Origin of the sequence: Aerococcus suis (assembly GCF_900176325.1) — a bacterium.
GTDB classification, from domain to species: domain Bacteria; phylum Bacillota; class Bacilli; order Lactobacillales; family Aerococcaceae; genus Aerococcus; species Aerococcus suis.
This window is the reverse complement of record NZ_FWXK01000001.1, coordinates 327,070-353,831: the sequence shown is the minus strand read 5'-3', so window position 1 is coordinate 353,831 and position 26,762 is coordinate 327,070. Positions and strand designations below refer to the sequence as shown.

General features: G+C 37.0%; 25 protein-coding genes. 13 read left to right on the top strand and 12 right to left on the bottom strand.

Annotation, left to right across the window (positions count from 1 at the left end; genetic code table 11):
• Positions 1-19: 19 nt before the first annotated feature.
• Together B8955_RS01680 and rlmH are read left to right on the top strand one after the other, a co-directional pair.
• Positions 20-1,369, top strand: a complete 1,350-nt coding sequence (locus B8955_RS01680) for an aspartate aminotransferase family protein (RefSeq protein WP_084097940.1) — start codon at positions 20-22, stop codon at positions 1,367-1,369.
• A gap of 420 nt (positions 1,370-1,789) precedes the next feature.
• Entirely contained in the window at positions 1,790-2,269 is a 480-nt protein-coding gene (gene rlmH / locus B8955_RS01675; RefSeq protein ID WP_084097939.1) for a 23S rRNA (pseudouridine(1915)-N(3))-methyltransferase RlmH, read from the top strand.
• A 38-nt stretch (positions 2,270-2,307) separates the two neighbouring features.
• On the opposite strand, the gene B8955_RS01670 is transcribed toward rlmH, so the two are convergent.
• The 4 genes from B8955_RS01670 to B8955_RS01655 form a co-directional block, all read right to left on the bottom strand.
• On the bottom strand, positions 2,308-3,654 hold the full coding sequence (locus tag B8955_RS01670) for a sodium/glutamate symporter (RefSeq protein ID WP_200804248.1): 1,347 nt from the start codon (positions 3,652-3,654) through the stop codon (positions 2,308-2,310).
• A 326-nt stretch (positions 3,655-3,980) separates the two neighbouring features.
• Positions 3,981-5,333 (bottom strand): Trk system potassium transporter TrkA, encoded by a 1,353-nt coding sequence (gene trkA / locus B8955_RS01665; protein ID WP_084097938.1) that lies wholly within the window; start codon positions 5,331-5,333, stop codon positions 3,981-3,983.
• Positions 5,334-5,341: 8 nt separating this feature from the next.
• Positions 5,342-6,793, bottom strand: a complete 1,452-nt coding sequence (locus B8955_RS01660; protein WP_084097937.1) for a TrkH family potassium uptake protein — start codon at positions 6,791-6,793, stop codon at positions 5,342-5,344.
• A 134-nt stretch (positions 6,794-6,927) separates the two neighbouring features.
• Positions 6,928-7,887, bottom strand: a complete 960-nt coding sequence (locus tag B8955_RS01655) for a D-2-hydroxyacid dehydrogenase (protein ID WP_143238327.1) — start codon at positions 7,885-7,887, stop codon at positions 6,928-6,930.
• A 117-nt stretch (positions 7,888-8,004) separates the two neighbouring features.
• Between B8955_RS01655 and yghU the strand changes: the two genes are divergently transcribed.
• Both yghU and B8955_RS01645 read left to right on the top strand, forming a co-directional pair.
• Entirely contained in the window at positions 8,005-8,790 is a 786-nt protein-coding gene (gene yghU, locus B8955_RS01650) for a glutathione-dependent disulfide-bond oxidoreductase (protein ID WP_084097935.1), read from the top strand.
• 22 nt (positions 8,791-8,812) lie between these two features.
• Positions 8,813-9,313 carry an LURP-one-related/scramblase family protein gene (locus B8955_RS01645; protein ID WP_268760128.1) on the top strand — a complete coding sequence of 167 codons (501 nt, stop codon included), beginning with the start codon at positions 8,813-8,815 and terminating at the stop codon, positions 9,311-9,313.
• Between the two features lie 832 nt (positions 9,314-10,145).
• Here B8955_RS01645 and B8955_RS01640 read toward each other — a convergent pair.
• The 8 genes from B8955_RS01640 to B8955_RS01605 all read right to left on the bottom strand — a co-directional run bounded on the left by B8955_RS01640 (position 10,146) and on the right by B8955_RS01605 (position 18,252).
• The gene (locus B8955_RS01640) at positions 10,146-10,553 is read right to left on the bottom strand and encodes a cytidine deaminase (RefSeq protein ID WP_084097933.1); all 408 of its coding nucleotides are present in this window, start codon (positions 10,551-10,553) and stop codon (positions 10,146-10,148) included.
• Between the two features lie 12 nt (positions 10,554-10,565).
• Positions 10,566-11,279 (bottom strand): purine-nucleoside phosphorylase, encoded by a 714-nt coding sequence (gene deoD / locus B8955_RS01635; protein ID WP_084097932.1) that lies wholly within the window; start codon positions 11,277-11,279, stop codon positions 10,566-10,568.
• 13 nt (positions 11,280-11,292) lie between these two features.
• Positions 11,293-12,471: a phosphopentomutase gene (gene deoB, locus B8955_RS01630; RefSeq protein ID WP_084097931.1), complete on the bottom strand. Its 1,179-nt coding sequence runs from the start codon at positions 12,469-12,471 to the stop codon at positions 11,293-11,295.
• 16 nt (positions 12,472-12,487) lie between these two features.
• A complete protein-coding gene (locus B8955_RS01625) occupies positions 12,488-13,789 on the bottom strand; it encodes a pyrimidine-nucleoside phosphorylase (RefSeq protein WP_084097930.1) in 1,302 nt (433 codons plus the stop codon).
• A 27-nt stretch (positions 13,790-13,816) separates the two neighbouring features.
• Positions 13,817-14,992, bottom strand: coding sequence for a NupC/NupG family nucleoside CNT transporter (locus B8955_RS01620; protein WP_084097929.1), 1,176 nt, complete (start codon positions 14,990-14,992; stop codon positions 13,817-13,819).
• A gap of 19 nt (positions 14,993-15,011) precedes the next feature.
• Positions 15,012-15,650 carry a deoxyribose-phosphate aldolase gene (gene deoC / locus B8955_RS01615; protein WP_084097928.1) on the bottom strand — a complete coding sequence of 213 codons (639 nt, stop codon included), beginning with the start codon at positions 15,648-15,650 and terminating at the stop codon, positions 15,012-15,014.
• Positions 15,651-15,816: 166 nt separating this feature from the next.
• Positions 15,817-16,758 carry a sugar-binding transcriptional regulator gene (locus B8955_RS01610; RefSeq protein WP_084097927.1) on the bottom strand — a complete coding sequence of 314 codons (942 nt, stop codon included), beginning with the start codon at positions 16,756-16,758 and terminating at the stop codon, positions 15,817-15,819.
• A gap of 138 nt (positions 16,759-16,896) precedes the next feature.
• A complete protein-coding gene (locus B8955_RS01605; protein WP_084097926.1) occupies positions 16,897-18,252 on the bottom strand; it encodes an FAD-dependent oxidoreductase in 1,356 nt (451 codons plus the stop codon).
• Between the two features lie 233 nt (positions 18,253-18,485).
• On the opposite strand from B8955_RS01605, the gene B8955_RS01600 reads away from it, so the two are divergent.
• The 9 genes from B8955_RS01600 to B8955_RS01560 all read left to right on the top strand — a co-directional run bounded on the left by B8955_RS01600 (position 18,486) and on the right by B8955_RS01560 (position 26,736).
• Positions 18,486-19,358 (top strand): DegV family protein, encoded by an 873-nt coding sequence (locus tag B8955_RS01600; protein WP_084097925.1) that lies wholly within the window; start codon positions 18,486-18,488, stop codon positions 19,356-19,358.
• Positions 19,359-19,496: 138 nt separating this feature from the next.
• Positions 19,497-20,606, top strand: coding sequence for an S-(hydroxymethyl)glutathione dehydrogenase/class III alcohol dehydrogenase (locus B8955_RS01595; RefSeq protein ID WP_084097924.1), 1,110 nt, complete (start codon positions 19,497-19,499; stop codon positions 20,604-20,606).
• A gap of 9 nt (positions 20,607-20,615) precedes the next feature.
• Positions 20,616-21,446 (top strand): S-formylglutathione hydrolase, encoded by an 831-nt coding sequence (gene fghA, locus B8955_RS01590; RefSeq protein ID WP_084097923.1) that lies wholly within the window; start codon positions 20,616-20,618, stop codon positions 21,444-21,446.
• Between the two features lie 131 nt (positions 21,447-21,577).
• On the top strand, positions 21,578-22,174 hold the full coding sequence (locus B8955_RS01585) for an MptD family putative ECF transporter S component (protein WP_084097922.1): 597 nt from the start codon (positions 21,578-21,580) through the stop codon (positions 22,172-22,174).
• Positions 22,174-22,869 (top strand): energy-coupling factor transporter transmembrane component T, encoded by a 696-nt coding sequence (locus tag B8955_RS01580; protein WP_084097921.1) that lies wholly within the window; start codon positions 22,174-22,176, stop codon positions 22,867-22,869. Before B8955_RS01585 ends, B8955_RS01580 begins: the two co-directional genes overlap by 1 nt.
• Entirely contained in the window at positions 22,869-24,263 is a 1,395-nt protein-coding gene (locus B8955_RS01575) for an ABC transporter ATP-binding protein (RefSeq protein ID WP_084097920.1), read from the top strand. Before B8955_RS01580 ends, B8955_RS01575 begins: the two co-directional genes overlap by 1 nt.
• An 11-nt stretch (positions 24,264-24,274) precedes the next feature.
• Complete coding sequence (locus B8955_RS01570; RefSeq protein WP_143238325.1) at positions 24,275-24,625, top strand: Spx/MgsR family RNA polymerase-binding regulatory protein; 351 nt, start codon at positions 24,275-24,277, stop codon at positions 24,623-24,625.
• 637 nt (positions 24,626-25,262) lie between these two features.
• Positions 25,263-26,285 (top strand): PTS sugar transporter subunit IIC, encoded by a 1,023-nt coding sequence (locus tag B8955_RS01565; protein WP_084097918.1) that lies wholly within the window; start codon positions 25,263-25,265, stop codon positions 26,283-26,285.
• A 106-nt stretch (positions 26,286-26,391) separates the two neighbouring features.
• Positions 26,392-26,736: a RidA family protein gene (locus B8955_RS01560; protein ID WP_084097917.1), complete on the top strand. Its 345-nt coding sequence runs from the start codon at positions 26,392-26,394 to the stop codon at positions 26,734-26,736.
• Positions 26,737-26,762: the final 26 nt, after the last annotated feature.

The window sequence follows — 26,762 nt, the reverse complement described above, 5'->3', positions numbered from 1 at the left end:
TTATAGAAAGGAAGATTGGATGTCTTACAGCCATTTAAAATCTGAGGCTTATATTAATGAAGAACGACAGTATTTTGCGCCAACAGGACGGATTCAATATGCGGATATTGGTTTTGTTAAGGGTAACGGAGCAACATTAACCGATATGGATGGTAATACGTACATTGATTTACTCGCAAGTGCTTCAGTGGCGAATGTGGGGCATTGCCATCCTAAAGTTGTGAACGCAATAAAGAAGCAAGCAGAACAATTAGTTCATAACACGCCAGCTTACTTTACTCATAATCTCGTCTTAGAGCTCCAAAAGCGATTGACTAACATAACACCTGGTCAATTTCCAAAGAAAGTGATATTTGGTAACTCTGGATCTGATGCGAATGATGGGATGATTAAGTATGCTAGGGCGTATACCGGACGTCAAAATATTATCACATTTACAGACGCTTATCACGGATCGACGTTTGGGGCAATTACAGAATCTGCCGTATCATTAAATATGCGTCGAAATATGGGACCTTTTGTTCCAGGCATTTACCAATTACCATTTCCAGATGAAAATGAAAAACTTCCCCAAGAAGATGAGATAGCCTTTAGTGAACGTTATTTAGATCATTTTCGCTTAGCGTTTCGAACATATTTACCTCCAGAAGAGGTAGCAGCTATTTTAATCGAACCGATTCAAGGAGATGGGGGGATTAGACAACTTCCTTTCTATTTTGTTAAAGAGTTGTACGCGTTATGTCAAGAACATGGGATTTTATTTATGGTAGATGAAGTCAATCAAGGGTTAGCCCGTTCTGGAAAGATGTGGAGTATTGATCACTTTGATATTGCGCCTGATTTACTCGCCACAGGGAAGTCGTTAGCTGCTGGTCTACCATTATCAGCAATTGTCGGACGAGCGGAGATTATGAATAGTCTACCAGCGCCTGGTCATTGTTTTACGACAGCAGGAAATCCAATTTGTTGCGCGGCTTCATTAGCTACATTAGATATTATTGAAGAGGAAGAGTTAATGGAAAAATCGGCTTGTGATGGTGAGTATGTCAAAGCCAAACTACAAGCAATGCAAGAAGTGTATCCTTTTATCAAACGTGTGAGGATGTATGGGTTAAACGGAGGCATTGAATTAGTCGTTGAGGAGAATAATCAATCAGCGAATACTGATTGTGCTAACAAAGTGATGACTTATCTATTGAATCATGGGGTAATTATGATTACGTTAGCTGGTAATATCCTCCGCTTCCAACCACCATTAGTTATCACGAGAGAAGAACTCGATCGCGCGTTGTCGCTATTAGAAGCAGCATTTAAAGCGTATCGTAATGGAGAAATTGTACTAGATACCAATCAACCTATTGGATGGTAATATGCTATTCTACTGAAAAAGAGCAAACAAAGCGTTTGTTCTTTTTATTTATCCCAAAAGGAAGTCAGTTATCCACTAAGTTATCAACAATTTGTGCATAACCTTGGGATAACGTGTGTATAGAACCGTGTATAAGTCACTTGAATTGTGGGTAAATAACTAGTTTTTTCTTATAAACGCCTATATAGCAATGATTTAGGTTGTGAATTAAATTGTGCATAAATTGTTGATTAATTGACAGAAGAGTCCCCTTCTATGGTGAAAATAGGATAATATCAGCGTTTCTATTTCCACAGAATTGTGGAAATGTGGAAAGATATCGCTTTTGTGTGGATAAGTAACAATAAGATGCGTTTACGGGTGGTCAGTAAGGGATTTTTATAAGATAATGAGAGGGAATTGAAAAGTTGAGGTGATTACGTGAAAGTCAAAATTGTTGCGGTAGGGAAATTAAAAGAAAAATATTTAAAACAAGGAATTGCCGAATATCAAAAACGATTAAGTAAGTATGCAAAATTAGAAATTATTGAAGTCCCTGATGAACCCACTTCTGAAACAGCTAGTGAAAAAGAAATTCAACAAGTGAAAGACACAGAGGGTGAACGGATACTTAAAAAAATTAAACCAGATGACTATGTTTATGTGCTAGCTATTAAAGGTAAGATGCTAACTTCGGAAGAATTAGCCGAATCGATGCGGCAAGCAGTGACTTATGGAAAAAGTACTTTAGTTTTCGTTATTGGCGGATCGTTAGGAACCAGTGAAGCTGTCAATCAACGGGCAGATCATTTAATTAGCTTTGGGCATATGACACTTCCTCACCAATTGATGCGCTTAGTTTTAAGTGAACAAATTTACCGCAGTTATCGTATTCAAAACGGACATGCTTATCATAAATAAAAAAGTAGACGAGAATGATCACCATTCTCGTCTACTTTTTATTGTGATGCTCTTGTTTTAGGACCAAAGAAGTGGAAACCTAAAATAAGGAATACAAGAAACATGATGATATTCATAATTAGGAACGTTAGTGGTCCAAATTGAGAAATTAATGGTAATGAAGCAGAGGTAATAATACCACCACCAACAAATGGTTCAAATAAAATTTGTTTATATCCAAAACCTTCTAACGCAGGGGTTTGCTGTTCAGGGTCAGCAATTTTCATTAATAATAATCCTGTCGCAGCCATTCCTGTCGCTTGGCCAAAATCTCCTAGCGCCCGTTCGAACCAGTGATCAGGTAGTATACGTGGAGCTAAGTATAGTAGGGCAAAAACGTTCCAAATAGTGGCAACAATTGAAATTAAAATGAATGGAATTAGGTTATCTCCGATGACTTCTAATGATAACGTCGCTAATGAAGAGACTAATAAAATATCTAAAGCTAATCCGGAAATTTTACTAATAATATCTTCATCAATATATTCTTCAAGATTTAAGCGGTTAAAGATAACTTGTACAATAATACCGCCAATCATTGCCATTGGGAATAATGGAACAAAAGAGATTAGATATATGTTGAACCAAGCTCCCCAAGTATGGGCTTCGATAAAAATTAATGCTTGAAGGATAATATAACCGATTAAAATAGCGACAGCAATTAGTGAAAAATGGAAGGCTAATGGTTCAATCGCTTTAGGTTGCGGCGATTCTTTCTTCACTTCATAACCTTGTGTTTCACTAATTTCTTCACGTTCTTCAGGATTGAAGTAATTTTTCCCACCTTGAGTCAGTGAGGTATATCCTTTTCTAAAACCAATATTAATAATAGCAATCCCACAAATGACTCCAACTAGAATCCCGATGGTAGCTAAACCAAGGGATAAATCGCCACCTTCAGCATAACCCAATTGTTCAAAGGTAGGTTTCATACCTCCTGCCGTTCCGTGTCCACCAACGAACGCAATTTCAATTAGAGCACCTGCTAAGGGACTCATCCCAAATAAAGGCGTCAATACCAACATTGTCAGTAAGAGACCGACAATATATTGTCCAGAAGAAACGACATATCCCATCATTAACTGTGGACCAGAGTTTTTCCAAATATCTTTTAGACTTGGTACCTTTTGCCCAAGAAATAAGGCAGCAAATACAATATTAATAAACATCCCGGGTAATGGGGTCCAAACGTCTAGCATTTCAGCAGGGAATAAGCCGTTAGATAACAAATGATTGGCGCCAAATAAACTAGTCACAAGTTTGCCTAAAATATTTGGTCCAACAATTAGAGCAACAAATCCACCAATAATTGAACTAGGGAGAAATAAATTTCGTAACCAGTTCACATGAATTCTTAAATATTTTCCAATTAATAAAAAACGGCTAGAAAGATAAAACTAAAACCAACAATATCAGGTGACACAAGCATTTCCTTTCTATCTCAAATGATGTAATTAAACTTACTTTACATTAATTTTGAGAAAAGGTAAAGCATTTGTGATATTTTATGACATGAAATTTTAATTATTTAAGAGATATATGATAAAATGATCAGTTAAAATCCTTGTTATATCAACAAGATAAGGCATAAACGATTATTTATCGTAAGAAAAAACCTTTTATAGAAAATTTTTCTATAAAAGGTTTAAAGAATTCTTATTTTCTTGTTAGTTTATTTAACAAAGTCATTAATATCATTCATATCTTTATGTTTAGTGACAATGGAAACGAGGTCACCGACTTGAATTTGGGTATCCCCGCTAGGAATAATCCGTTGATTATCACGTTGAATATTTAGTAATAGTGTTTGATCAATTAATTCTAAATCGGTTAATGGATTAGCAGTAATTTTACCATGGTTTAAAATTTTGAATTCTAATGCTTCAACTTCATTAGGCACTAATTGATAGAAGTGAGTAACGGTTGATTGTTGGGTAGCCTTGTGGTTACGAACCAAACGAATAATTTTTTCAGCGGCGGCACGTTTAGGCGTAATCACCGTATCTAATCCCATATGTGTTAATGGTTTTAATAAATAAGGGCGATTGACTAACGTAAAGTTTTTCTCAATCCCTTCGCTATGAGCGAATAAGTTGATTAAAATATTCGTTTCATCATGATTTGTTAAAGCTAAACTGGCATCATAATATTTTAAGCCTTCTTCTAACAGTAATTGTTGATTTGTTCCATCGCCATTAATCACCTCGATATTAGGGAAAGCTTGGGCAAGTTCGCTAGCGCGCATACGATTGCTTTCAATGACTTTAATATGGAAGTGATGAGTAGGCAATTTTTGTAATAAGAAATACGTTAACGTTCCGCCACCAATAATAAAGAGATTTCTAAGTGGTTTTGTTTTCAGATGTAATGATTTCGTCAATGACTTAATGTCTTTTGGTAGTCCTGTGACATAAATCGTGTCTTCAGCTTCAAAATGGTCGTCGCCAGTAGGAATGAGGATATCATCCCCACGTTTGATGACACAAACAAGGACATCCGAACTTAATTGTTGGCCGAAGTCATTGACGGTTAAATCAATTAATGGACTGGTAGCATTAATCGGTAGTTCAAAGATTTGAACATTACCATCCGCAAAATTTTCGATATTATTGGCTTCGGGGAAATGAATGACTTGATTCATAAGTTCGGCTGAGCGAAATTCTGGATTAATGATTTGATCTAAATTGAGTGCTTGACGCGTGAAGTCGCGATCTTCATAATAACCAATGCGACGAACACGGGCACAAACATAGTAAGCTCCCAATTTTTTAGCAAAGTTACTTGTAACGATATTAACTTCATCATCATTCGTTACTGCGATAAAGACATCTGCTTCTTTTACACCTGCATCTGATAAAATTTGTGGGCTCAAAGCTGAGCCGTGAACTACTTGAATATCGTATTGGGAGAACAGCTCATTAATAACTTGTTCGTCTTTATCAATTAATGTAATATCATTAGTTTTCCATAATGCTTCACAAATAGCTTGGCCGGTTTGTCCACCGCCACAAATGATAATTTTCATAAGTCACCTCAAGATTTTCTTTTCCATAAACTTGGTAATAATAATGCTAATACGGGATAAATTTCTAGACGTCCAGCAATCATCGTGATGGTTAAAATAATTTTGGTAAATGGTTGTAAGCTAGCAAATGAAGACGTTGGTCCAACGTTGCCTAACCCGGGACCAATATTATTAAATGTCGCTGCGACAGCACTAAAGGCTGTCATAAAGTCATTTTGATCAAGTGCCACAACAAATAAGGCAACTGTAAAGACTAAGGCATAAATACCAAAATAGATAAACACTTGCGAAACATGCGTATTATTCACCCAGTGACGATCCATGGTTACTGGGACGACACGGCGAGGATTAATGGATTTACGAATCTGAGATAATGATGTTTTCAGAAAAATTGAAATTCGTGACACTTTCAATCCTCCAGCTGTTGAACCAGCCATACCACCAACAAACATGATGAGAAGGAGGATACATTGACTAAATAATGGCCAGAGAGCAAAGTCAACTGTTCCAAAGCCAGTGGTTGAGATAATCGTTGTTACTTGGAAGAGGGCATCACGGAAAAGTTTTTCTATGCTTGAATATTGTGGGGCTAGATTTAACATAATCCCCCCGATTGCTAATGCAATAATAATTAAAAACAGACGAAGTTCTTCATTTTTATAAACGACTCGCCATTCTTTTTTTAATAGATAATAGAACAAGTTAAAGTTCATACCAAAAACAATCATACCAATCGATAGAATATATTCAGCTGCTGGATTATGTAGCGCTTGGATACTGGTTGCTTTATTACTAAAGCCTCCTGTACCGGCTGTCCCAAAGCCATGAATAATCGCATCGAAAGGCTTCATTCCGGTGAAGATAAGTGCGGCAATTAGAATGGCTGTTAATACGAAATACATGCCATAGAGAATTTTAGCGGAGCTTTTATTTTTAGCCGATAATTTCCCGAATTCAGGGCCAGGGACTTCCGCTTTCATAATATTAACGGAACCTTCACCTAATTCAGGAGTAAAGGCAAAAATAAAAACGAGTACCCCTAATCCGCCAATCAGATGAGAGAAACTTCGCCAAAATAGCATGGATTGACTGAGTGCTTCAACATCAGTCAGGATGCTGGAACCTGTAGTTGTGAATCCTGAAGCCATTTCAAAAGTCGCATTAATGACTGAAGGAATTTCTCCCGCAAATACGAAGGGTAAGCCGCCGAAGAACGAAACGACAAACCAGGTGAGAGCGGTAATCGCAAAACCATCACGTACGGTATAGCGGGCATGTTTGGGTTTAAGAATACTTAGAAGGCTACCAATAATTAATAACAGAATAATTGTTTCAATAAATGCAAATAGTTGGGTTGTGCCTTCGTGATAGTATAACCCGGTTAACATTGGAAAAAGTAATAACAGAGCTTCAACGAGCATCACATTTCCGAGTGAAGCCATAACTAAACGTTTGTTCATTTTAACCTCCCCTTTAAATATAGAAAATCTTATCACAATCTTAAAATAAGTAAAGAATTAAATTGTAAAGTTTTCGAAGGGAGGGAAACAGAAAAAGACAAGATCGTTATTGTTAACGATCTTGCCTTAATGTTTTAATATTCACGGTCAAAATTGACTTGATTTTCGAGGCTTTCTTGGGTTTGATAAGCATTGAGGTTACGGATAAAAATCTGCACAACCCGTTCGTTGTAATAATCAGATTGACCAGCACTATGAGGCGTTAAATAAACATTTGGCATTTGCCATAACGGACTGTCTTTAGGGAGAGGTTCTTCTCTAAAAACATCGAGAATCGCACCACCAATTTTTCGATTTTCTAATGCCGTAATCAGTGCTTCTTCATCCGTTGTTTTACCACGACCGTAGTTAATATAGATGGCATGCTCTGGCATTGTGTTAAAGAAGGATGCCCCTAATAACTGATTTGTTTTAGAAGTATGTGGTAGGAAATTAATGACATAATCAGCTTCAGATAGGGGTTGTGTAAAGGCATCAATTGGATAGGTATCTTTGATGGTTTCTGTTGGATGACCAGTCGTATTAACACCTTGAATCGTCAAATCAAAACCTCGTGCGGCTTTAACAAAGCTATCAGCAATTTTACCGGTTCCGAGTAATAAGACATTTTTGTCTGTGATTTCGGTCATATTTTCTGGAAATTGCCACTCTTTATTGCGCTGTTGATCAAGTTGAACGCCTAAACGACGCGCTTGCATTAACATCAGTCCGAGAATTTGTTGGACAATTCCAGGGGCATTTGCGCCTCCAGCAGTTGTTAATCGCGTTCCATTGTTAGCAATTTTGGCTAAAGGAACTTTATCGACTCCGACAATCCACATTTGAATCCATTTTATTTGGTTAGGGTGATTAAGTGCCTCCTCCACTTCTGGTGCCCAACCTAAAATAATTTCAGCATCTAATAAATCAGAGACGGTGTATTGGTCATTTGTATAATCAAATACCGTATAATCTGGCGCAGCTTGCTTAATTTGATCTACTAATTCGGTTGCTAACGGCATAATAAATGGTTTAAGAATTACAATTTTTTTCATAGCTTTATTATATGTTATCAATAGAGAGGGACAAGTATTACGCTCAATTTGCTAATTATTAGTAATTTACTCGGATATCTCTTAAAATAAAGCTAACAATAGAAAGGGAGCGATAATATGGAACGTGAAGATTTGCCAAAAGTATGGAAATGGGATAACCCAACGGATAGTCGGTCTGGTAACCGTCCAGATGCTGGGGCACGTTTTGAGAAAGAATTACCTGTAGGAGATGCCCCTTATCAACTCTATTCATTGGGGACACCTAATGGCATTAAAATAACAGTGATGCTTGAAGAATTAAAATTATTAGAAGATGTTGATATCGATTATAATTTATACAAAATCGATATTAGTGAAGGTGACCAATTTGGTTCAGATTTTGTAAAAATTAATCCAAACTCTAAAATTCCAGCAATGTTAGACCAAAGTGGCGATGCTCCAATGCGTTTATTCGAATCAGGTTCTATTCTGTTATACTTGGCTGAAAAATATGGTAAATTTTTACCAACTGATCCAGCTGATAAAGTAGAAGCTATTAACTGGTTATTCTGGCAAATGGGAGCTGCTCCTTATGTCGGTGGTGGCTTTGGACATTTCTTTGCGCATTCTGATGTTATTATTAAATATCCAATTGATCGTTACACAATGGAAACAAAACGTCAATTAGACTTGTTAGATCAAGTATTGGCGGAACGTCCTTATATTGCGGGAGATGAATATACGATTGCTGATATGGCAATTTGGCCATGGTATGGACGCCTTGTGCGTGGAGAAATGTACCAAAATAGTGCTGAATTTCTAGATGCCAAAAGCTATCCTCACGTGAAAGAATGGGCAGATCGAATTAATAATCGTCCTGGTGTCCAAAATGGATTAAATGTTGACTATGGTACGATTCATTAAAAAGTAGTATACTAGTGAAGTTATTAATTCTAGGAGGTTTCACATGCGCTACTACATGAAACAAAAAATATCTTTATTCCAAAATTTTAATATTTTTGATGAGGATAATCATAAAGTTTTACGAATCGATCAAAAGAAAGTTTCTCTTACTCGTCAATCACGAATTATTGATGTTGAGACAGGGGACGTGCTAGCACGTGTGAAACAAAAATTAGTAAGTATCCGTCCTACAATGATTGTAGAAGTAGATGGTGAAGAAGTTGCCAAAATCACCAAGAAAATTACCGTGTTTAAAGATAAGTATAAAATTGATGCTTTAGACTGGAAGATAAAAGGGGATATTTGGGACTATAATTATGAAATTATAGACGGATCTGGTAAAGAAATTGCTGATATTAGTAAGAAAATTTTTTCATTAACCGATGCCTTTGAATTTAATATTGCGGATGAAGAAGTCAATCCTGTACTAGTGATTGCTGTTATCTTAGCGATTGATTATGTGAAGGATACTGAAGGCGAATAAATTGAAAATAGAAAAGGTCCTGAGGGAGAACTTAGCTCTCCCTCAGGACCTTTTTGTATAGGATATGGTTTATCTTTTGGTCTAACGACCGTGGTTAAACGCTTTTTCTCACACCCTTTAGTTGGGTTCAGAAACGCTGATTCGAAGCCTCTTCAGAAAAATCACTCGTTTCAAAGAGCGAAACTTGGTGCTTTTTCTTCCAGATGTTCGAATCATAGCGCGTTTCTTCACACCCTGTGTAGTCGGGTTCGAATTTGCAGCTCCTCTGGATTTTTCAGAAAATACGGAATTTCAGAGAGCGAAATCCGTTATTTTCTTCCAAAATCAAGGAGCTAAGCGCAAATGCTCACACCCTGTGTAGTCGAGCTCTAAAGCACAACCACGGCTGCGTTTCCCTAAAAAGCTCCTTCTCTCTTGTGGAGAGTCGTCGCTTTTAGGTCCAACGACCGTGGTTAAACGTGCTTTATCGCATCCTAGTCAGGTTCAGAAACGCTGATTCGAAGCCTCTTCAGAAAAATCACCCGTTTCAAGAAGCGAAACTTGGTGCTTTTTCTTCCAGATGTTCGAATCAGAGCGCGTTTCTTCACACCTTTCTAGTCGAGCTCTAAAAAGCAGCATCGTTGTTCCTTCAGCAAGCTTTGAGGCGTTCAAAGAGCGAATGCTCTTCACCTTTCTTCCAGGAAAACGATGCTAAGCGCTTTTTATCGCATCCTTTTAGTCGGGTTCGAAAAAGCAGCCATGGCATGCGTTTCCCAAAAGCCTCCAATTTCTTAGCAGAAATCTCCGGTTTTGGTCCAACGCTCCATGGCTAATCGCTTTTTCTCACACCCTTTTAATCCATATCACTAGATTTGAAGGCTCCGGGTAGTAAGTCTTTTATGGTTGTTTCTTGTTCGTCGCCATTTTGGTTAGTTAGTAGGATAGGGGTATCTGGATGTGAAAATTCGGAAATGACTTGGCGACAGGCACCACATGGAGCGATAGGACCCTCTGTGTTTCCTGTAACGACCATGTATTCTATTTCCGTATGGCCTTCAGAGACAGCTTTAAAAATAGCTGTTCTTTCAGCACAGTTTGTTAAACCGTAAGATGAGTTTTCGATATTACAACCAGAATAAATTTCACCATCTGTCGTTAAAATAGCGGCACCTACTTGAAAATGTGAGTAGGGAACGTAGGCATGAGCTAACATATCAGTAGCTGCTTGTTTTAAGGTTTCTTTTTGTTCGTTTGTTACCATAACGCACCTTCCTTAGTCGATCACACGAAGAGCAGCTTCTAAAGCTACATTGATCATGTCACCAAATGTTTTTTCTCTCTCTTCAGAAGTCGTTTCTTCACCTGTTACTAATGAGTCACTAATAGTCATAATACCTAATGCTTTTACATGGTGCTTAGCTGCCACAGAATAAATACCAGCAGCTTCCATTTCAATGGCTAAGACACCGTAATCAGCTAATTTTTTCGTGTCTAATTCATCATTATAGAAACGGTCAGATGATAATACATTACCAACGTGAACAGGTAAATGACTTTCAGTTGCGACATCATAAGCTGATTTTAGTAGGTCAAAGTTGGCAATAGGTGCAAATTCTACTTGATGATGGAAGATATTCCGGTGTAGGGCAGCATCAGTCGTTGCTCCTTGAGCCAGAACGATATCACGGATTTGGCAATCAGCGTTGATAGCTCCTGCAGAACCTACGCGAATTAGGACTTTAGCACCATATTCACGGATAAGTTCTTCAGTGTAAATCATTGCTGATGGCATTCCCATCCCAGTTCCTTGTACTGAGATGCGAGTTCCTTTATAAGTTCCTGTATAACCAAAGGCATTACGCACGGTATTGTAACGTTTGGCATCTTCTAAGAAAGTTTCCGCAATAAATTTTGCCCGTAGTGGGTCACCGGGTAATAAGACGATTTCAGCAATATCGCCAGCTTGGGCGTTGATATGTGTACTCATACGTTACCTCCTATTATTTCAAGTCGTGTAAGAAACTCGTTCCTTCTGTGTCATAATCAATATTAAAGTTTTCAGCAATTGTTGCGGCAATTGCGGCATAAGTATCTTGGATACCTAAGTCATTATTGCCTGCTAGTTTTGGACTGTAGACTAATAATGGAACATATTCACGGGTATGATCAGTGCCTGGAGCAGTCGGGTCATTACCATGATCCGCTGTAATAATTAATAAGTCATCTTCCCCAATTTGTTCCATGATTTCTGGTAGATGTTTATCATAAGTTTCAATCGCTTCAGCGTAACCTTGTGGGTCACGACGATGGCCGTAAACAGCGTCAAAATCAACGAGATTAGTGAATAATAATCCTTCCCAATCGTCACGTTTTAATTGAGCGATATTTTCTTCAATACCATTCATATTTGATTTAGTTGGGTGAGATTCCGTAATACCAATACCTGAGAAAATGTCATTGATTTTACCGATTGAGATAACATCTTTACCATCAGCTTTTAAATCTTCAAGAATCGTTTGTCCGAAAGGTTCTAGCGCGTAGTCGTGACGTCCACCATTATTCCGTTCGAAATGACCAGGTTTACCAGTAAATGGACGGGCAATGATACGACCTATCATTACTGGAGGTTCGTTAGAAATTGAACGGATGTATTGGCAAATGTCATAAAGTTCTTCTAATGGAATCACATCTTCATGAGCCGCTACTTGAAGAACAGGGTCTGCTGACGTATAGATAATTAATGCGCCAGTCTCTAATTGTTCTTCCCCGTAATCTTTAATGACTTCTGTTCCACTGTAAGGTAAGTTACAAATCACTTTACGACCAGAATAGTCTTCAATTTTTTTCAAGAAATCAGCTGGAAAACCTTCAGGGAATACTTGGAAAGCTTTTTGGATATTCAGTCCCATAATTTCCCAGTGTCCAGTCATCGTATCTTTACCCACAGATTGTTCCTGCATTTTACCGTAGTTTGCTTTAGGTGTTTCAACAGGTGATAGTGGGGGTAAATCAGCGATATTTGCCAGACCTAATTGAAGTAAGTTAGGCCATTGACTATTTGGTGCTTCTTCGATGATATGTCCTAGGGTATGTGCGCCTGTATCATTGAAATCTGCGGCATCGGGAGCTTCACCGATACCAACAGAGTCTAATACCATCACATTAATTCGTTTAAACATGAATATCCTCCTCTAATTATTTGGTAATTGTATTTAAAATAAGTTTTGGTTCGCTTGCTTCATCAGCAATCGTAATGTTTTCTTGTAATAATTCTACCACGTCGCTAACATCTTCGCGATTACTATGAATAGTTAAGATGCTTTCGCCTTCTTTAACGTCGTCTCCAATTTTTTTGTTAAGAACGATACCAACAGCCATGTCGATTTCATCTTCTTTAGAAGCACGACCAGCACCTAATAACATAGATGCAATACCAATTTTTTCGGCTTGCATTTCAGAAATTTTACCGCTGCGTTGTGCTGGTAATTCGATTTGGTATTTGGCTTGTGCAAGTAGGCTAGGGTCGTCAACAACATTGGCATCGCCACCTTGAGTCGTTAAGAACTCTTTTAATTTATCTAATGCTTTGCCTGATTGAATAGCTTCTTCTAATAAACTACGAGCTTCATCTAATGTTTCAGCTTTTCCGCCTAATACGACCATTTGACTACCTAATGTTAAAACAAGTTCTGTTAAGTCTTCAGGACCTTCGCCACGTAATGTTTCAATAGCTTCTTTTACTTCAAGCGCATTACCAATTGCGCGTCCTAATGGTTGAGACATATCAGAGACAACAACCATGGTACGACGACCAACTTTTTCACCAATTTCTACCATTGTTTGGCCAAGACGGTTGGCGTCTTCAACAGTTTTCATGAAAGCACCAGATCCTACCTTAACGTCTAGGACGATAGCGTCAGAACCAGCGGCAATTTTTTTAGACATAATTGAGCTAGCAATTAATGGAATAGAGTTAACTGTTCCTGTTACGTCACGTAACGCATAGATTCGTTTATCAGCAGGCGTTAAGTTTCCTGTTTGACCAATGACGGCAATTTTATGTTTGTTTACGGCATCGATAAATTCATCAGATGTTAATTCGATATGGAAACCAGGAATGGCTTCTAATTTATCTAATGTACCACCCGTGTGGCCTAAGCCACGACCAGACATTTTAGCAATTGGGGCTCCAACAGAAGCAACAAGAGGTGCTAAGATAATAGTAGTTGTATCACCAACACCACCAGTTGAGTGTTTGTCTACTTTAATGCCTTCGATATCAGATAAATCGATTTGATCACCAGATTCGACCATTGCTTTAGTCATTGTTGCTGCTTCATGTTTATTCATTCCTTGGAAATAAATAGCCATTAATAACGCACTCATTTGATAATCAGGAATTGAGTCATTGGTATAGTTATCAATAATCCATTTAATTTCTTCATCTGTAAGTTCTAAACCGTTTCGTTTCTTTTCAATAATATCTACTGCACGCATAATTTAATAAGCTCCTTTCAGCTTTAATTAAAAGACAATTCCGACAACAGCTGCGGTTAACGCTGAAACTAGTGTTGAACCGAGCAATAATTTAAGACCAAAGCCGGCAACTTGACGTCCTTGTTTGGCGTCGATTGATTTAACCGCTCCGGTAATAATACCAATAGATGAGAAGTTAGCGAATGACATCAAGAATGTAGACATCATAGCTAATGTACGTTCTGAGAAGGTAATGTTACCAATATCTGTCATGGCAACGAATTCGTTAGTGACTAATTTAGTAGCAATAATCGTTCCGGCATCGATAGCTTCTTCAAATGGTACCCCTAAAATAAAGGCAACAGGAGAGAAAATAACTCCCATAACATCTTGGAAAGTAATACCAAAGATATTGGCAAAAATACCATTAACAAATGCGACTAAAGCAGTGAATCCGATTAATTGAGCAGCTACTCCGATAGCCGTGTTGAAACCATCAGTGATGTAATCTGATAACATTTCGAAGAATGAGACATCTAAGTCATCATTGATACGTAGGGTATCTTCTTCTTCTGATAATTCATATGGGAAAATGATACTTTCAATAACAAACACACCGAATAAATTTAATGGAATACCAGCTAAAACATATGAAGGATCAAGGTAGAACATATAGGAACCAACAATCCCCATAGAAACAGAAGACATAGCTGGTGCTGTTAAAGCATACATCCGGTGTTTTGGTAAACCGTGGATATAATCTTTAATTGAGATAAAGATTTCCGTTTGACCAAGTAACATAGAAGCTACACCAACATATGATTCAAGTTTTCCTAAACCATTGATTTTACTTAAAGCTAAGCCGACATATTTAATAATAAATGGTAAGATTTTTAAATAATTTAAAATCCCAATGATAGCTGAAATAAAGATAATTGGCATTAATGATTGGAAGAAGAAAACACCTTCTGTTTCTACTAAACCACCAAACACAAATGCTGTTCCTTCGTGAGCGAAAGATAGTAAATTCTCAAACATTTTACCAATCGCACCTAAAATGGTAATTCCGACATCGGTACGTAACATGGCAAAACCAACAACAATTTCAATGACAATCATCGTAATGATTGGTTTGATTTTAATATTCTTTTTATTATTACTGAATAGGTAGGCAACTCCTAAAATAGCAAAGATCCCTACTATTGATAAAAGTCTATATAACATGGCAATCTCCTTTTTTTAATTAGATAATGTCCATTCCTTTACTCATTCCTAAACGGCTAGCGCCAGCTTCAATCATAGCCATTGCTTCGTCGCGAGTATGAATACCACCAGAGGCTTTAACTTCCATAGCGTCGCCAACAGTGTCTTTCATTAATTTAACGTCTTCTGCTTTAGCTCCAGCTGTTGAGAAACCAGTACTTGTTTTAACAAAGTCAGCGCCAGCTTCTTGGCTTAATTCGCAAGCTTTCACAATTTCGTCATTCGATAATAAACATGTTTCGATAATGACTTTAACTAATGCATCACCAGCTGCGTCAACTACGGCTTTGATATCTTCTAATACGGCGTCATATTGACCAGATTTCAAACGACCAATATTGATAACCATATCTACTTCATCAGCACCATTGGCTACAGCATCTTTTGTTTCAAAAGCTTTAGCAGCAGGGGTTGTTGCTCCAAGAGGGAAGCCAATAACGGTACAAACATTAACTTCAGTATCTGCTAACGCTTCAGCTGCATATTTTACCCAAGTAGGGTTTAAACAGACAGAGAAGAAATTGTAATCCTTAGCTTCTTTCAATAATTGATCGATAGCCTCTTGTTTAGCGTCAGGTTGTAATTGTGTGTGATCGATATAACGATTAATATTTTCCATAAAAAACGTCCTTTCCTTTCATGTAACTGCTTACAATGATAATATAGCATGTAATTGAACAAATGTAAAACAGTAATTGAAATTAATTTCTGATATTAGCAAAATTTTTTCCCTAAAAGGGATTTCGTAAAGGATTCATACAAGATAGTAGATATTATTGAAGCGGTTAATCAACTGAAAGGAGTTGTTCAGCCGTGAAACGATCCGTAACGAGTTCATTACAATAGCCTCCGTTTAGCGCTGCCTGAATAGCAGGGAATTTGTGTGTGCCACCAGCAACTAAAATGGCGTGTTCTTTCGCTTTTAAGTCGGAAAGTTCGAGTCCAATTGTGCGTGCATTTAATTCTTGGTCTACGATATTTCCATTTTCATCGAAAAAGCGTGAACAAATATCACCAACAGCTTGAGACTGCAAGGTTGTAATTTTGTCTTTGTCTAAGTAGTTTAATTGAAATAAACGGGCGTTTTTACGAACGGTACCCACTGTAAAAATACCAATAGATGCTTGTTTTCCTAAATTAAGAACCGATTCGATGTGGCTATCTGTTTCAATCGTTTCTTTAACCATTTGGGAGTCAAAAATAACTGGTAAATTTAGTAGGATAGGTTCCGTATTAAATGCTTGAGCGAAGTTTTCAATGGTTTCATAAGAGTAAGTCGGTTTAGCTGATTGACTCACGCCTCCTTTTAATTGGACCACGGAAACATCTTGCAGATGACTTTTGGTCAGGTGTTTAGAGACTTCAAATATTGTGCGTCCCCAGCTCACACCAATGATATCGCCAGGTTCCACAATTTGTTGAATATAATCAGCAGTTAAAATACCTAAATCTTTGAGTAGATAGTCATAGTCTTCGCTAACTACATTTGCAATTTTTACCGTTTTTAAATGGTATTTCGCTTTTAAATCTTCTTGTAACGTAATAATCGTATTATTATCATCATGGATAGTAAATGTGACAATGCCTTTTTCAATGGCTTCATTTAATAAACGTGAAATCGTTGGTCGCGACATGTTCATCGTTTGAGCAATTTCTTGCTGGTTTTTACCATGTTGATAATACAACTTCGCTACTTGAATAATTTGGTGATAACGATTGTCGTTCATAATGGCCTCCTTTCTATTAAATGTTTTTAGGCAAAATTTTTTACCCTTATCTATTATACAGGTTATGACTATAGATAAAAGGAGGAATTATGATAATAAAAAAGTGAGGCAATATTGCCTCACTAAAAAGTTCAATTATTAGAAGATCATTTGATCAGAACCGTAAGCATCATTTAATGCTTGTTGTGCTAACACATTTAAGAAATGCCATGGACGGTCATAAGATGGTTGGAAGAAGAAATCAGAAGTTGCTAATTGTTCTAATGTCCATTCAGATGCAATGGCAATTGATAATGTGTTAATCGCATGTGAAATATCAGCTGTAGAAGCTAATTGACCACCTAAGATACGGTGAGAATCTTTTTCATAAGTGATTTTCATATGAACAGTATGTTCTTCACCACGGAAATCAGGTAATAATTTTTCTTCGTAGTAATGACTAGCGAAGTCTAAGTCAGATGCCTCAGCAGTTGAGTCGTTTAAACCAGTTGTTGCAATCGTGTAGTCAAAAACAGGTAAAGCAGAGGTTCCGTTAATTTCACCTTGTTTAACTGTTTTTTCTTCAGCATTTTTAACTGAAACAACGGCTTGTTTACGAGCATTTGTTGCTAGGGCAATTGATTTTTTGCTGTGATCTGGACCGTAAGGAATAAATGTTGCATCTCCACCAGCAAAGACATCTTTAGCAGATGTTTCTGTATATTCATCGATAGCTACGAAACCACGGTCATCCACATCAATTGCGTCACGTAACCAATCAGTGTTTGGTTTAATACCTAAAGCAATAACAACTGTATCAGCTTCGTATTCGCCTTTGTCAGTCACAACTTTTGAAACTTTACCATTTTCACCGATGATTTCTTTAATACCTTCACCAGTATGGATATCTAAACCATGTTTTTGAGCATTTTCTTCTAAGACATCAGTGATTTCTTTGTCTAAGTAAGTTGGTAAGATGTGGTCTTTAAATTCAACTAGTTTAGTGTCGATACCTTTTCTAGCGAAACTTTCAGCAGCTTCGAATCCAATGTAACCAGCACCAATAACGACAACTTTTTTAGCTGTTTCCATACGTTCTTTGATTTTGCCTGCCCATACAGGTCCACGCATGTAATAAACTTCTTCTAAGTCTGTGCCATCTACTGGTAATTCAGCTGGATTAGCACCTGGAGATAAGAATAATTTGTCGTATGATTGTTTGCTTTCACCATCAGCTGTTTTAACGGTAATTTCTTTAGCTTCAGGATCAAGAGCGACAACGTCACTATTTACGTGAATGTTAATTCCTTGTTTTTTGTAAGATTCTTCATTAGCGTAATGTAAGCTATCTAATGAAGGAGCGATATCTTCTAAATAACTTTGGATACCACATGATAAGAAACTCGCTTTGTCTCCACGTTCATATAAATGAATTTCAGATTCAGGATAATATTTTAGCAATGTTTGTGCAGCTTCATAACCATAATGAGATGTTCCAACAACAACAAATTTCATGTGTTAATCCTCCTAAATATATATTCTATGGACATTTTACCGCAATCTTAGAATTATTCCAAAGAAAATATTTTGAATAAAATGTGAACGTTTACTTTTTCACAAACTTTGTGAATTAATTGGAATTTAAGTTAACACATTTCTTTTGATTGTCTCTTTTATACTGGAAACACTTACGGTAAAATAGAGACATTATAATGAAGCGTCGAGATGTAGACTTTGGAGGGTGTTAAATGAAACGGGCTATATTAGTTGATAGTACTGCCAATATTGGAAAAGAGCTATACCATCACAAAGATATTTATCAAGTGAATTTAAATGTTTATTTTGAAGATGACGGCTTGATGTTTACAGATACTTGGGATGAAAGTAAGATGGGAGCTTTTTACGATAAAATGCGTACGAGTGACACGTTGCCAACGACTAGTCAACCGTCCCCTCAAGATTTCGTCAATCAATTTGATGCGATTAAACAGGCAGGTTATGATTCGGTAATGGTTTTCCCGATTGCGTCACAAATTTCGGGTACTTATCAAACGGCTAAAATGATTGCGGATGATTATGAAGACGATTTAGACATTTATATAGTAGATACTGGAACAGGAAGCTACGGCGTTAAAAATATGGTAGAACATACCTTGAAATGGTATCAAGCAGGTTATAGCAATGAAACCATCCTTGATAAATTACAAGTTTTAATTGAGCATACCAAAGTTTTTGGTGCCATTCATGATGTTACTAATTTTGTTAAAGGTGGACGGATTAGCCATATTAGTGGGAAATTAGCTGGTGTTCTCAAAGTAGGAGCCGTTTTTAGTGTTTATCATGGAAAAATAGCAGCTGAAAAAATTGCACGTGGTAAAAAACGTGTTCGCCAAGCTATGGATAAGATTATCGATGGTTATATTAAAAAAGAAGCAGGGATGGCTTATCGTTTAGCGGTTGTTCATGCGAATATTCATGACACGGCTAAAGAAAAAGCGCAAATGCTCCGCGAAAAATATCCTGAGGCTATTGATGTGATTGAAGAAAATATTACGATTGTTTTAGGAACGCAACTTGGTGAAGATATGTATGCGTACATTTACCTTCCTGAAATCGATTAATCAACCAAATAAGTAAGACCTGGGGGATTGTTTAATCACCAGGTCTTTTTATTATTGACCATTTCATTTGCTAAACGATAGGGCCCCTGAGATAATAAACGTATATAAATTGACAGTTCGAATGAAGGAGAGAGAACAATGAAAAGTAAAGCAGCAGTGGCTTTTGAACCCGGAAAACCATTAGAAATTGTTGAGATTGATGTTGAAGATCCTAAAGCACATGAAGTTATGGTGAAAATTGACTATACGTCAGTCTGTCATACCGATATCTATACACTATCTGGTAATGATCCATCAGGAAAATTTCCGTGTATTTTAGGACACGAAGCAACAGGAACGGTATATAAAGTCGGCGAAGGAGTGACGAACGTCGAAGTTGGCGATAAAGTCATTCCATTATGGAAACCAGAGTGTGGCGAATGTGAATATTGTAAAAAAGGTTTGAATTTCTGCTCTGCCATTTCTGATACCCAAGGTGAAGGCGTTATGCCAGATGGAACGACACGTTTCTCTTATAAAGGCGAACCGATTTATCACTTTATGGGAACGTCTACTTTTTCTGAATTTACTGTACTAGCGGATATTTCTGTAGCTAAGATTCCTGAGGGAGCTCCTGAAGATAAAGTTGCCTTATTGGGTTGTGGTGTGACGACTGGATTAGGTGCAGTAAAAAATGATGCGCAAGTTGAAGAAGGGGCAACTGCTGCAGTCTTTGGTATCGGGACACTTGGTTTAGCAGCGATTCAAATGCTAAAAACCTTAAAAGCCGAACGAATTATTGCAGTCGACATTAATGATGATAAAGCAAAAATAGCTAAAGCCTTTGGAGCGACTGATTTTATTAATTCCGATAAAATTGATGAACCTATCCAAGATTATATTGTTGATTTAACAGATGGTGGGGTTGATTACAGTTTCGTCTGTGTTGGCCATACTGAAACGATGAATGCGGGACTAGAATGTACCCACAAAGGTTGGGGTCAATCTGTCATTATGGGTGTCGCTTCTGGTCAAGAAAAAGTCTCTACCCGTCCATTCCAAATGATTACTGGTCGTGAATGGAAAGGATCTTCATTTGGAGGCGTTCAAGGACGTTCTGGATTACCAAAAGTCATTAAAGATTATATGAATGGGTTAATTGACTTAGATCCGTTTATTACTCATCGGATGTCATTTGATGAGATTAATGAAGCCATTGAATTACAAGAAGCAGGAAAATCGTTACGTGATATTTTAGTATTTGAATAGGAGGATTCGATGGTTGAATTTTTAGAAGAAAAACGCGTTTTTTCTGGACGTCAAATTCGTTATCAACATGATTCGAAAGTCTTAAATTGCCAAATGGTCTATTCGTTATTTATGCCCAATATAGGTGAAGATGAAACGGTTCCGTTAATTTGGTGGTTATCCGGCTTAACGTGTAACGATCAAAACTTTGCGACTAAAGGACAATTTCAAAAATATGCCCAAGCTCACAAAGTAGCGATTGTGATTCCCGATACTTCTCCTCGAGGCGATGCGATTGCAGATGATGAAGCTTTTGATTTGGGACAAGGGGCAAGTTTTTATTTAAATGCGACTCAAGCACCATGGAAAGACCATTTCCAAATGTATGATTATATTACGGAAGAGTTATCTGAACTAGTGAAGAGTCAACTGCCTCAATTTAATGGTAAAGAAGCCATTATGGGACATTCTATGGGAGGTTATGGAGCCTTAATGATTGGGTTACGCCAACCAAATCGTTTCCAAGCGATTTCAGCATTTGCCCCCATTACTGATTTGACCAATGTTCCATGGGGTAAAAAAATTCTATCTGCTTACTTAGGAACTGACCAAAAAGTATGGGAGACGGTTGATCCAGTAAAATTGGTACAGCAAGATAGTGTTCCACCAATTTTAATTACTCAAGGAACAGCTGATGAGTTTTATCCTGAGCAGTTACAAGAAACAGCTTTTCTAGATGCGGCTGAAAAGAGTCATGCGACAGTTGAGTATCATAAAGTTGAAGGATATGACCATTCTTACTATACGATTGCCACTTTTATTGAAGAACATATTGATTTCCTAAGTCAGCATCTAAGCTAATGGCAGAATAATACTTGTAGAGCAATGATAAGTCATCGCTTATTATTGCTCTTTTTTAGTGAGATATTTTTACTTACATAACAAATCATGTATAATGAGAGCGAAAAAAGTTATTAGAGAGGATTTTTATCGTGGAAAGACGTCGGTTAGCACCAAGTGATTGGATTTCGATAGGATTATATAGTTTGTTGTATTTTATTATGGTAGGCATTTCGGCCTTACTTTGTGTATTTATTATTCCAGGATACTCGTATGTTTATATTCCTGTGGTTTCAGCGCTATTATCGGGTCCGGTATTTATGCTAGCACATGCTAAAGTTCCTAAATTTGGTATGATTTTTACGATGGCCTTAGTAATGGGGATTTTCTTTCTGGTCAGTGGACGATTTCCTTTAGCTATTCTTCCGGCAATTATTTTTGGATTTTTATCTGATGGTATCAATCATCCATTTCATTATCGTAATCGGTGGGTTTCTTTAGTCAGTTATGTTTTATTTTCTTTTGGCCCCACTGGACCAATTTGGCCACTTTTCTTTGCCCCAGAACGCTATGCTTATGACTTAGCTAGTGATGGAAAAAATGTGGAATATATTGCGTCAGTCTTTGAGGCGATTTCTTTAAATACTGGGTGGCTTGTGCTGATTTTATTATTTATTGCGTCTATCATTGGTGGCTTATTTGGTCAGTATTTGTTGAAAAAACATTTTAAACGTGCAGGAATTGTTTAATGAAGATAACATTGCAACCACAGACCAAACTCTTTCTAATACTTTTCGTTTTTATTGCATCAATAGTTAACCTACCGTTAGCGATGGAAGTCATCTTAGTCGTTTATCTCTTAGGCTTATATTATATCAGCGACGCTAAACGGTGGTTTTGGCGTTTACTAATGATTTATGGTCTTCAACTTTTTGTCTACTTAGTGATTATGCCTGGAGTCAATCACCCATTCTTTATTTACATGCTTTCCTTTTTAGCGGATGGAACAAGACGTATGATGCCAAGTATTTTAATTGGTGTCTATACTTTAATGACGACTCGTTCAGAAGAATGGGTGGCTTGGTGTAAACACTGGCATTTACCTAAAGGATTAACAGTAGTTATTGCTGTTATCGGTCGATTTTATCCGACAATTAAAGTCGATTATCAAATGATTCGCCAATCTCTCAAAATGCGAGGAATACTGGCCAATCGATGGTCATTATTAAAACATCCAATCCAAGCATTTGAACGTTTATTGGTTCCAATCTTAATCAATAGTTCTCGAGTGGCACAAGATTTAACAATTGCTGCCTTAACAAAAGGATTAGGATTAACGACACGACAAACGAGTTTGGTAGATGTATGTATGACGACTCAAGATTTTTTAGCCTTAGGATGTAGTCTACTAATAGTAGGAACAATTATTGGAGTGAGTATATAATGAAGTCATCAGTTTATGAAGGAAAAAATGTGACCGTTAATTATTTAAATACTCAAGCTACGCCAGCACTAGAAGGATTAGATATGACGATTGAAGCTGGTGAGTGTGTCTTATTAACAGGTATAAGTGGATCAGGAAAATCAACGCTGACGCAAGTGATTAATGGACTGATTCCTCATTACTTACCTGCTGTCGTTAGTGGGGAATCCTATACGTTAGGTTATGCAACTACTGAGACACCGATTGAAACTTATGTTGGAGAAGTTGGGTCTGTCTTTCAAAATCCAAAAAGTCAACATTTTGCAACCACCGTTCGCTCTGAATTAGCCTTTCCTCTCGAAAATATAGGAACTGATGTTGAAGAAATCGAACAACAGGTAGCTTTTGTTGCTGAACGTTTTCACTTAACTTCTTTACTTGAGCGATCAATTTTTGATTTATCTGGCGGGGAAAAGCAACGGTTAGCGATTGCGACAGCTACGATTTTGAAGCCTTCAGTTTATGTTTTTGATGAGATCACGGCTAATTTAGATGAAGAAAGCGTCCAACAGATTTATGAAATGCTTCGTCAATTGAAAGCAGATGGAGCCACGATTATTTTAGCCGAACATCGTTTAGCGTGGGTGATGCCTTTGGTAGATCGTGTATTCACTTTAGAAGCTGGAAAACTAACGCATCAATTATCACCACAAGAGTTATGGAATCTTTCTAGGGAAAAAAGACAGTCATTTGGTTTACGGACATTACAACAGAAGAATATTTTAGACCATTTATTGGTTAACCAAGTAGATAATGAAGAAGATATTGTGACGAAACGACTGAGTATTGGATATGGAGACCATCATAAAATAAAGAGTTATTTGAATTTACGATTTCCTCGATATGGGATAACAGCTTTAACAGGAGCTAATGGCCAAGGGAAGACCACGTTAGTGAAAACCTTAGTTGGCCTTTTGCCTGAACGAGGTGGTACAATTGAAATAAATCATCAGGTGATATCGACTAGAGAACGATTGGATAACGCATTTTTAGTGATGCAAGATGTCAATTATCAGTTAGTGAGTAATTCCGTTTGGAATGAAGTCCGTTTAGGAGCAAAGTATCCCCAAAAAGCTGAAGAGATTTTAGATTGGCTCAATCTTTCGACAGTAAAACATCGCCATCCCGCTAGTTTATCCGGGGGACAAAAACAACGGGTAATGATTGCTTCAGCGATATTATCTGGGAAAAAATGGTTGATTTTTGATGAACCAACCAGTGGATTAGACTACTATCATATGACACAATTTGGTCAACTGTTAGATTATCTAGCAAAAAAAGGATTTCGTCTACTAGTTGTTACTCATGATGTTGAATTTATAAATACTTGGTGTGATCACGTCGTTCAGATTTAAGGAGGAAAATGATGTTAACAGTTTATGGAATTCCTAATTGTACAACTTGTAAAAAAGCACGAGAAAAATTAGCGCAATTAAATATTGATTATCAATGGGTAAATTTAAAAGAGCAAACCCCTTCAATAGATACTTTAAAATGGATTCTTGAATCAGAAGGTGAAAATAGTCGAAAACTATTTAATACCAGTGGCGAACGTTATCGAGAATTGCAGTTAAAAAATCGTTTTAGCGAATTAACAATTGATGAAAAAGCAGAATTACTCGCTGACAATGGGATGTTAATTAAGCGTCCTTTGTTTGTAGATGATAACCGTTATGCCATCCGGGAACTACCTACGTGGTTAGTAGAAGAAAAGTAACACTTGACTTTAAAGCGGTTTCATAATATGATAATAATGTAAAGAGAGATGCAGGGGTAATATATTGAGCATCGCTCTTTATAGAACCTAAACGGTCAAACTCTTAGCTTTAGCTAAGAGAAGAATGTTAGCTAGTCGATACATCTTTGAAATAATAACGATGATAAGTGAGAGATGGTACCTCCTAGTTAAGATTCCAGAGAATCATTAAGTAGTTATCCGCAAAGGCTATTAAGCGTCGAGCAAACTACTTGTTAAGCACTCAAGTATTGATGAGCTTGAGTGCTTTTTTGTGTGTCATGACGGTTAGGATTATGATAAAAAATTTCTATCATTAGAGAAGAGCTATCTTAATGATTAGAAAAAGTAAAATTAAGAATTAAACGAATTGATAACTTTTATAAAATATAGTCAGGTACAATTTTGTTTTTTAAGTTATTTTATAACCTTTATTTATCATAAAATGAAAGGAAAAGAAAACTTACAGGCAAAGTAAAAAAGGGGTCTTTATCTTCTTAGAGAAATAATTATTTATCACAATAATAAATAATTTTATAAAAACTGTTGACGGTGATATTTGTAAGCGTTATATTATGACCATAACGAATGACGGAAGTGGTCAAAAGGAGAGAGAAGTATGCAAGTATTATTCGGAGTCATACTCCTAATTGTTGTCTTGGCGCTATTATCGCTTTTCAAATTTAAAGCACCAGGCGGCGACAAAGCAGTATCAGCATTATCTAGTGCTGCCATTGCAAGTTTTTTAGTAGAAGCCTTTCATTCATCATTTTTAGGTAGTTTATTTGGAATTGATTTCTTGAGTGAATTAGGGTCTGTTTCAGGATCATTAAGTGGGGTAGCGGCCGGCGCATTAGTTGCTTTTGCGTTAGATGTGAAACCCGTTTACGCTGTGATGATTGGATTAGCTGCTGGTGGTTATGGTATTTTACCAGGATTTTTCGCAGGTTATTTAACGAGTTATGTGGTGAAATTCTTAGATGAGAAAATACCAGAAGGACTAAATTTAATTGCCATCGTACTTGCTATTCCATTTATTACTCGCCTATTAGCGATTGGAATTGATCCAATTGTTAAAGCAACCTTATTACGAATCGGAGACATCTTAGTTTCTGCTGCCGATACAAGTCCAATTGTTATGGGAGTTATTTTAGGAGCTATTATTCCAGTTGTCTCAACAACACCATTAAGTTCAATGGCGTTAACAGCTATTCTAGGGTTAACAGGAACACCAATGGCTATTGGGGCATTAGCAACTATGGGAGCATCCTTTACACTATTATTCTTGTTCCACTTTAGAAGATTTGGCTCAAATCAAGATACGATTTCAGTAGCGATTGAACCATTAACACAAATTGATGTGACTCTGTCCAATCCACTGCCGATTTGGAGCACGGTTGCAGCTGGTGGAGCATTGAGTGGTGTCGTAATTGCTTTAATGGGATTAGTCAATAATACACCAGGTACCGCAACACCGATTGCTGGATTTGCTGTGATGTTTGCTTATAATGACTTTATGCAAGTTATTATAGCCGCATTAATTGTCATTTTAATTAGTTCAGTGGCTGGATTTATTGGAGCAAAATTATATCGTAATTATCCAATTCAAACCGCACAAGAAATTAGAAGTGCTGCAAAATAATAATATTTTATTAAAATAGGCAAAATAATAAGAAAAAATTATTGACAGCGAGAGCGCTATCATGATACATTGACACTATAGTAAATAAGTAGGAAAGGGGTTTGTTATGTCAGCATTTGTTAATGAAAGAAAAGCGAATGGATTCCTATTTGTTTCTGGTCAACTACCAAAAAATGATCAAGGTGAAGTTGATAAAACTTTATCAATTTATGATCAAACACTAAGCGCTTTGTCAGCTATTGAAAAAGCAGCTGAAACTGAAGGAGCTTCTCGTGAGGATATCGTAAAAACACAATTATTTATTACTGATATCTCACAAATTGGTGAAGCAAACAAAGCTTACGAAGACTTCTTTAAAAACGTTAAACCAATTCGTAGTGCCTTTGAAGTTAAAGGTTTAGTTGGTGGCGTAGCTGTTGAAGTTGACGGCGTTGTTGAATTAAACAAATAATAAATATCTCATAAAGGAGAGTGTAA

Coding starts and splice junctions, on each gene's coding strand:
- B8955_RS01680 (WP_084097940.1), top strand. CDS start 20: ATGTCTTACAGCCATTTAAAATCTGAGGCTTATATTAATGAAGAACGA.
- trkA (WP_084097938.1), bottom strand. CDS start 5,333: ATGAAAATTATCATTTGTGGCGGTGGACAAACCGGCCAAGCTATTTGT.
- B8955_RS01660 (WP_084097937.1), bottom strand. CDS start 6,793: ATGAACAAACGTTTAGTTATGGCTTCACTCGGAAATGTGATGCTCGTT.
- B8955_RS01655 (WP_143238327.1), bottom strand. CDS start 7,887: ATGAAAAAAATTGTAATTCTTAAACCATTTATTATGCCGTTAGCAACC.
- yghU (WP_084097935.1), top strand. CDS start 8,005: ATGGAACGTGAAGATTTGCCAAAAGTATGGAAATGGGATAACCCAACG.
- B8955_RS01640 (WP_084097933.1), bottom strand. CDS start 10,553: ATGGTAACAAACGAACAAAAAGAAACCTTAAAACAAGCAGCTACTGAT.
- deoD (WP_084097932.1), bottom strand. CDS start 11,279: ATGAGTACACATATCAACGCCCAAGCTGGCGATATTGCTGAAATCGTC.
- deoB (WP_084097931.1), bottom strand. CDS start 12,471: ATGTTTAAACGAATTAATGTGATGGTATTAGACTCTGTTGGTATCGGT.
- B8955_RS01625 (WP_084097930.1), bottom strand. CDS start 13,789: ATGCGTGCAGTAGATATTATTGAAAAGAAACGAAACGGTTTAGAACTT.
- B8955_RS01620 (WP_084097929.1), bottom strand. CDS start 14,992: ATGTTATATAGACTTTTATCAATAGTAGGGATCTTTGCTATTTTAGGA.
- deoC (WP_084097928.1), bottom strand. CDS start 15,650: ATGGAAAATATTAATCGTTATATCGATCACACACAATTACAACCTGAC.
- B8955_RS01610 (WP_084097927.1), bottom strand. CDS start 16,758: ATGAACGACAATCGTTATCACCAAATTATTCAAGTAGCGAAGTTGTAT.
- B8955_RS01605 (WP_084097926.1), bottom strand. CDS start 18,252: ATGAAATTTGTTGTTGTTGGAACATCTCATTATGGTTATGAAGCTGCA.
- B8955_RS01600 (WP_084097925.1), top strand. CDS start 18,486: ATGAAACGGGCTATATTAGTTGATAGTACTGCCAATATTGGAAAAGAG.
- B8955_RS01595 (WP_084097924.1), top strand. CDS start 19,497: ATGAAAAGTAAAGCAGCAGTGGCTTTTGAACCCGGAAAACCATTAGAA.
- fghA (WP_084097923.1), top strand. CDS start 20,616: ATGGTTGAATTTTTAGAAGAAAAACGCGTTTTTTCTGGACGTCAAATT.
- B8955_RS01580 (WP_084097921.1), top strand. CDS start 22,174: ATGAAGATAACATTGCAACCACAGACCAAACTCTTTCTAATACTTTTC.
- B8955_RS01575 (WP_084097920.1), top strand. CDS start 22,869: ATGAAGTCATCAGTTTATGAAGGAAAAAATGTGACCGTTAATTATTTA.
- B8955_RS01570 (WP_143238325.1), top strand. CDS start 24,275: ATGTTAACAGTTTATGGAATTCCTAATTGTACAACTTGTAAAAAAGCA.
- B8955_RS01565 (WP_084097918.1), top strand. CDS start 25,263: ATGCAAGTATTATTCGGAGTCATACTCCTAATTGTTGTCTTGGCGCTA.
- B8955_RS01560 (WP_084097917.1), top strand. CDS start 26,392: ATGTCAGCATTTGTTAATGAAAGAAAAGCGAATGGATTCCTATTTGTT.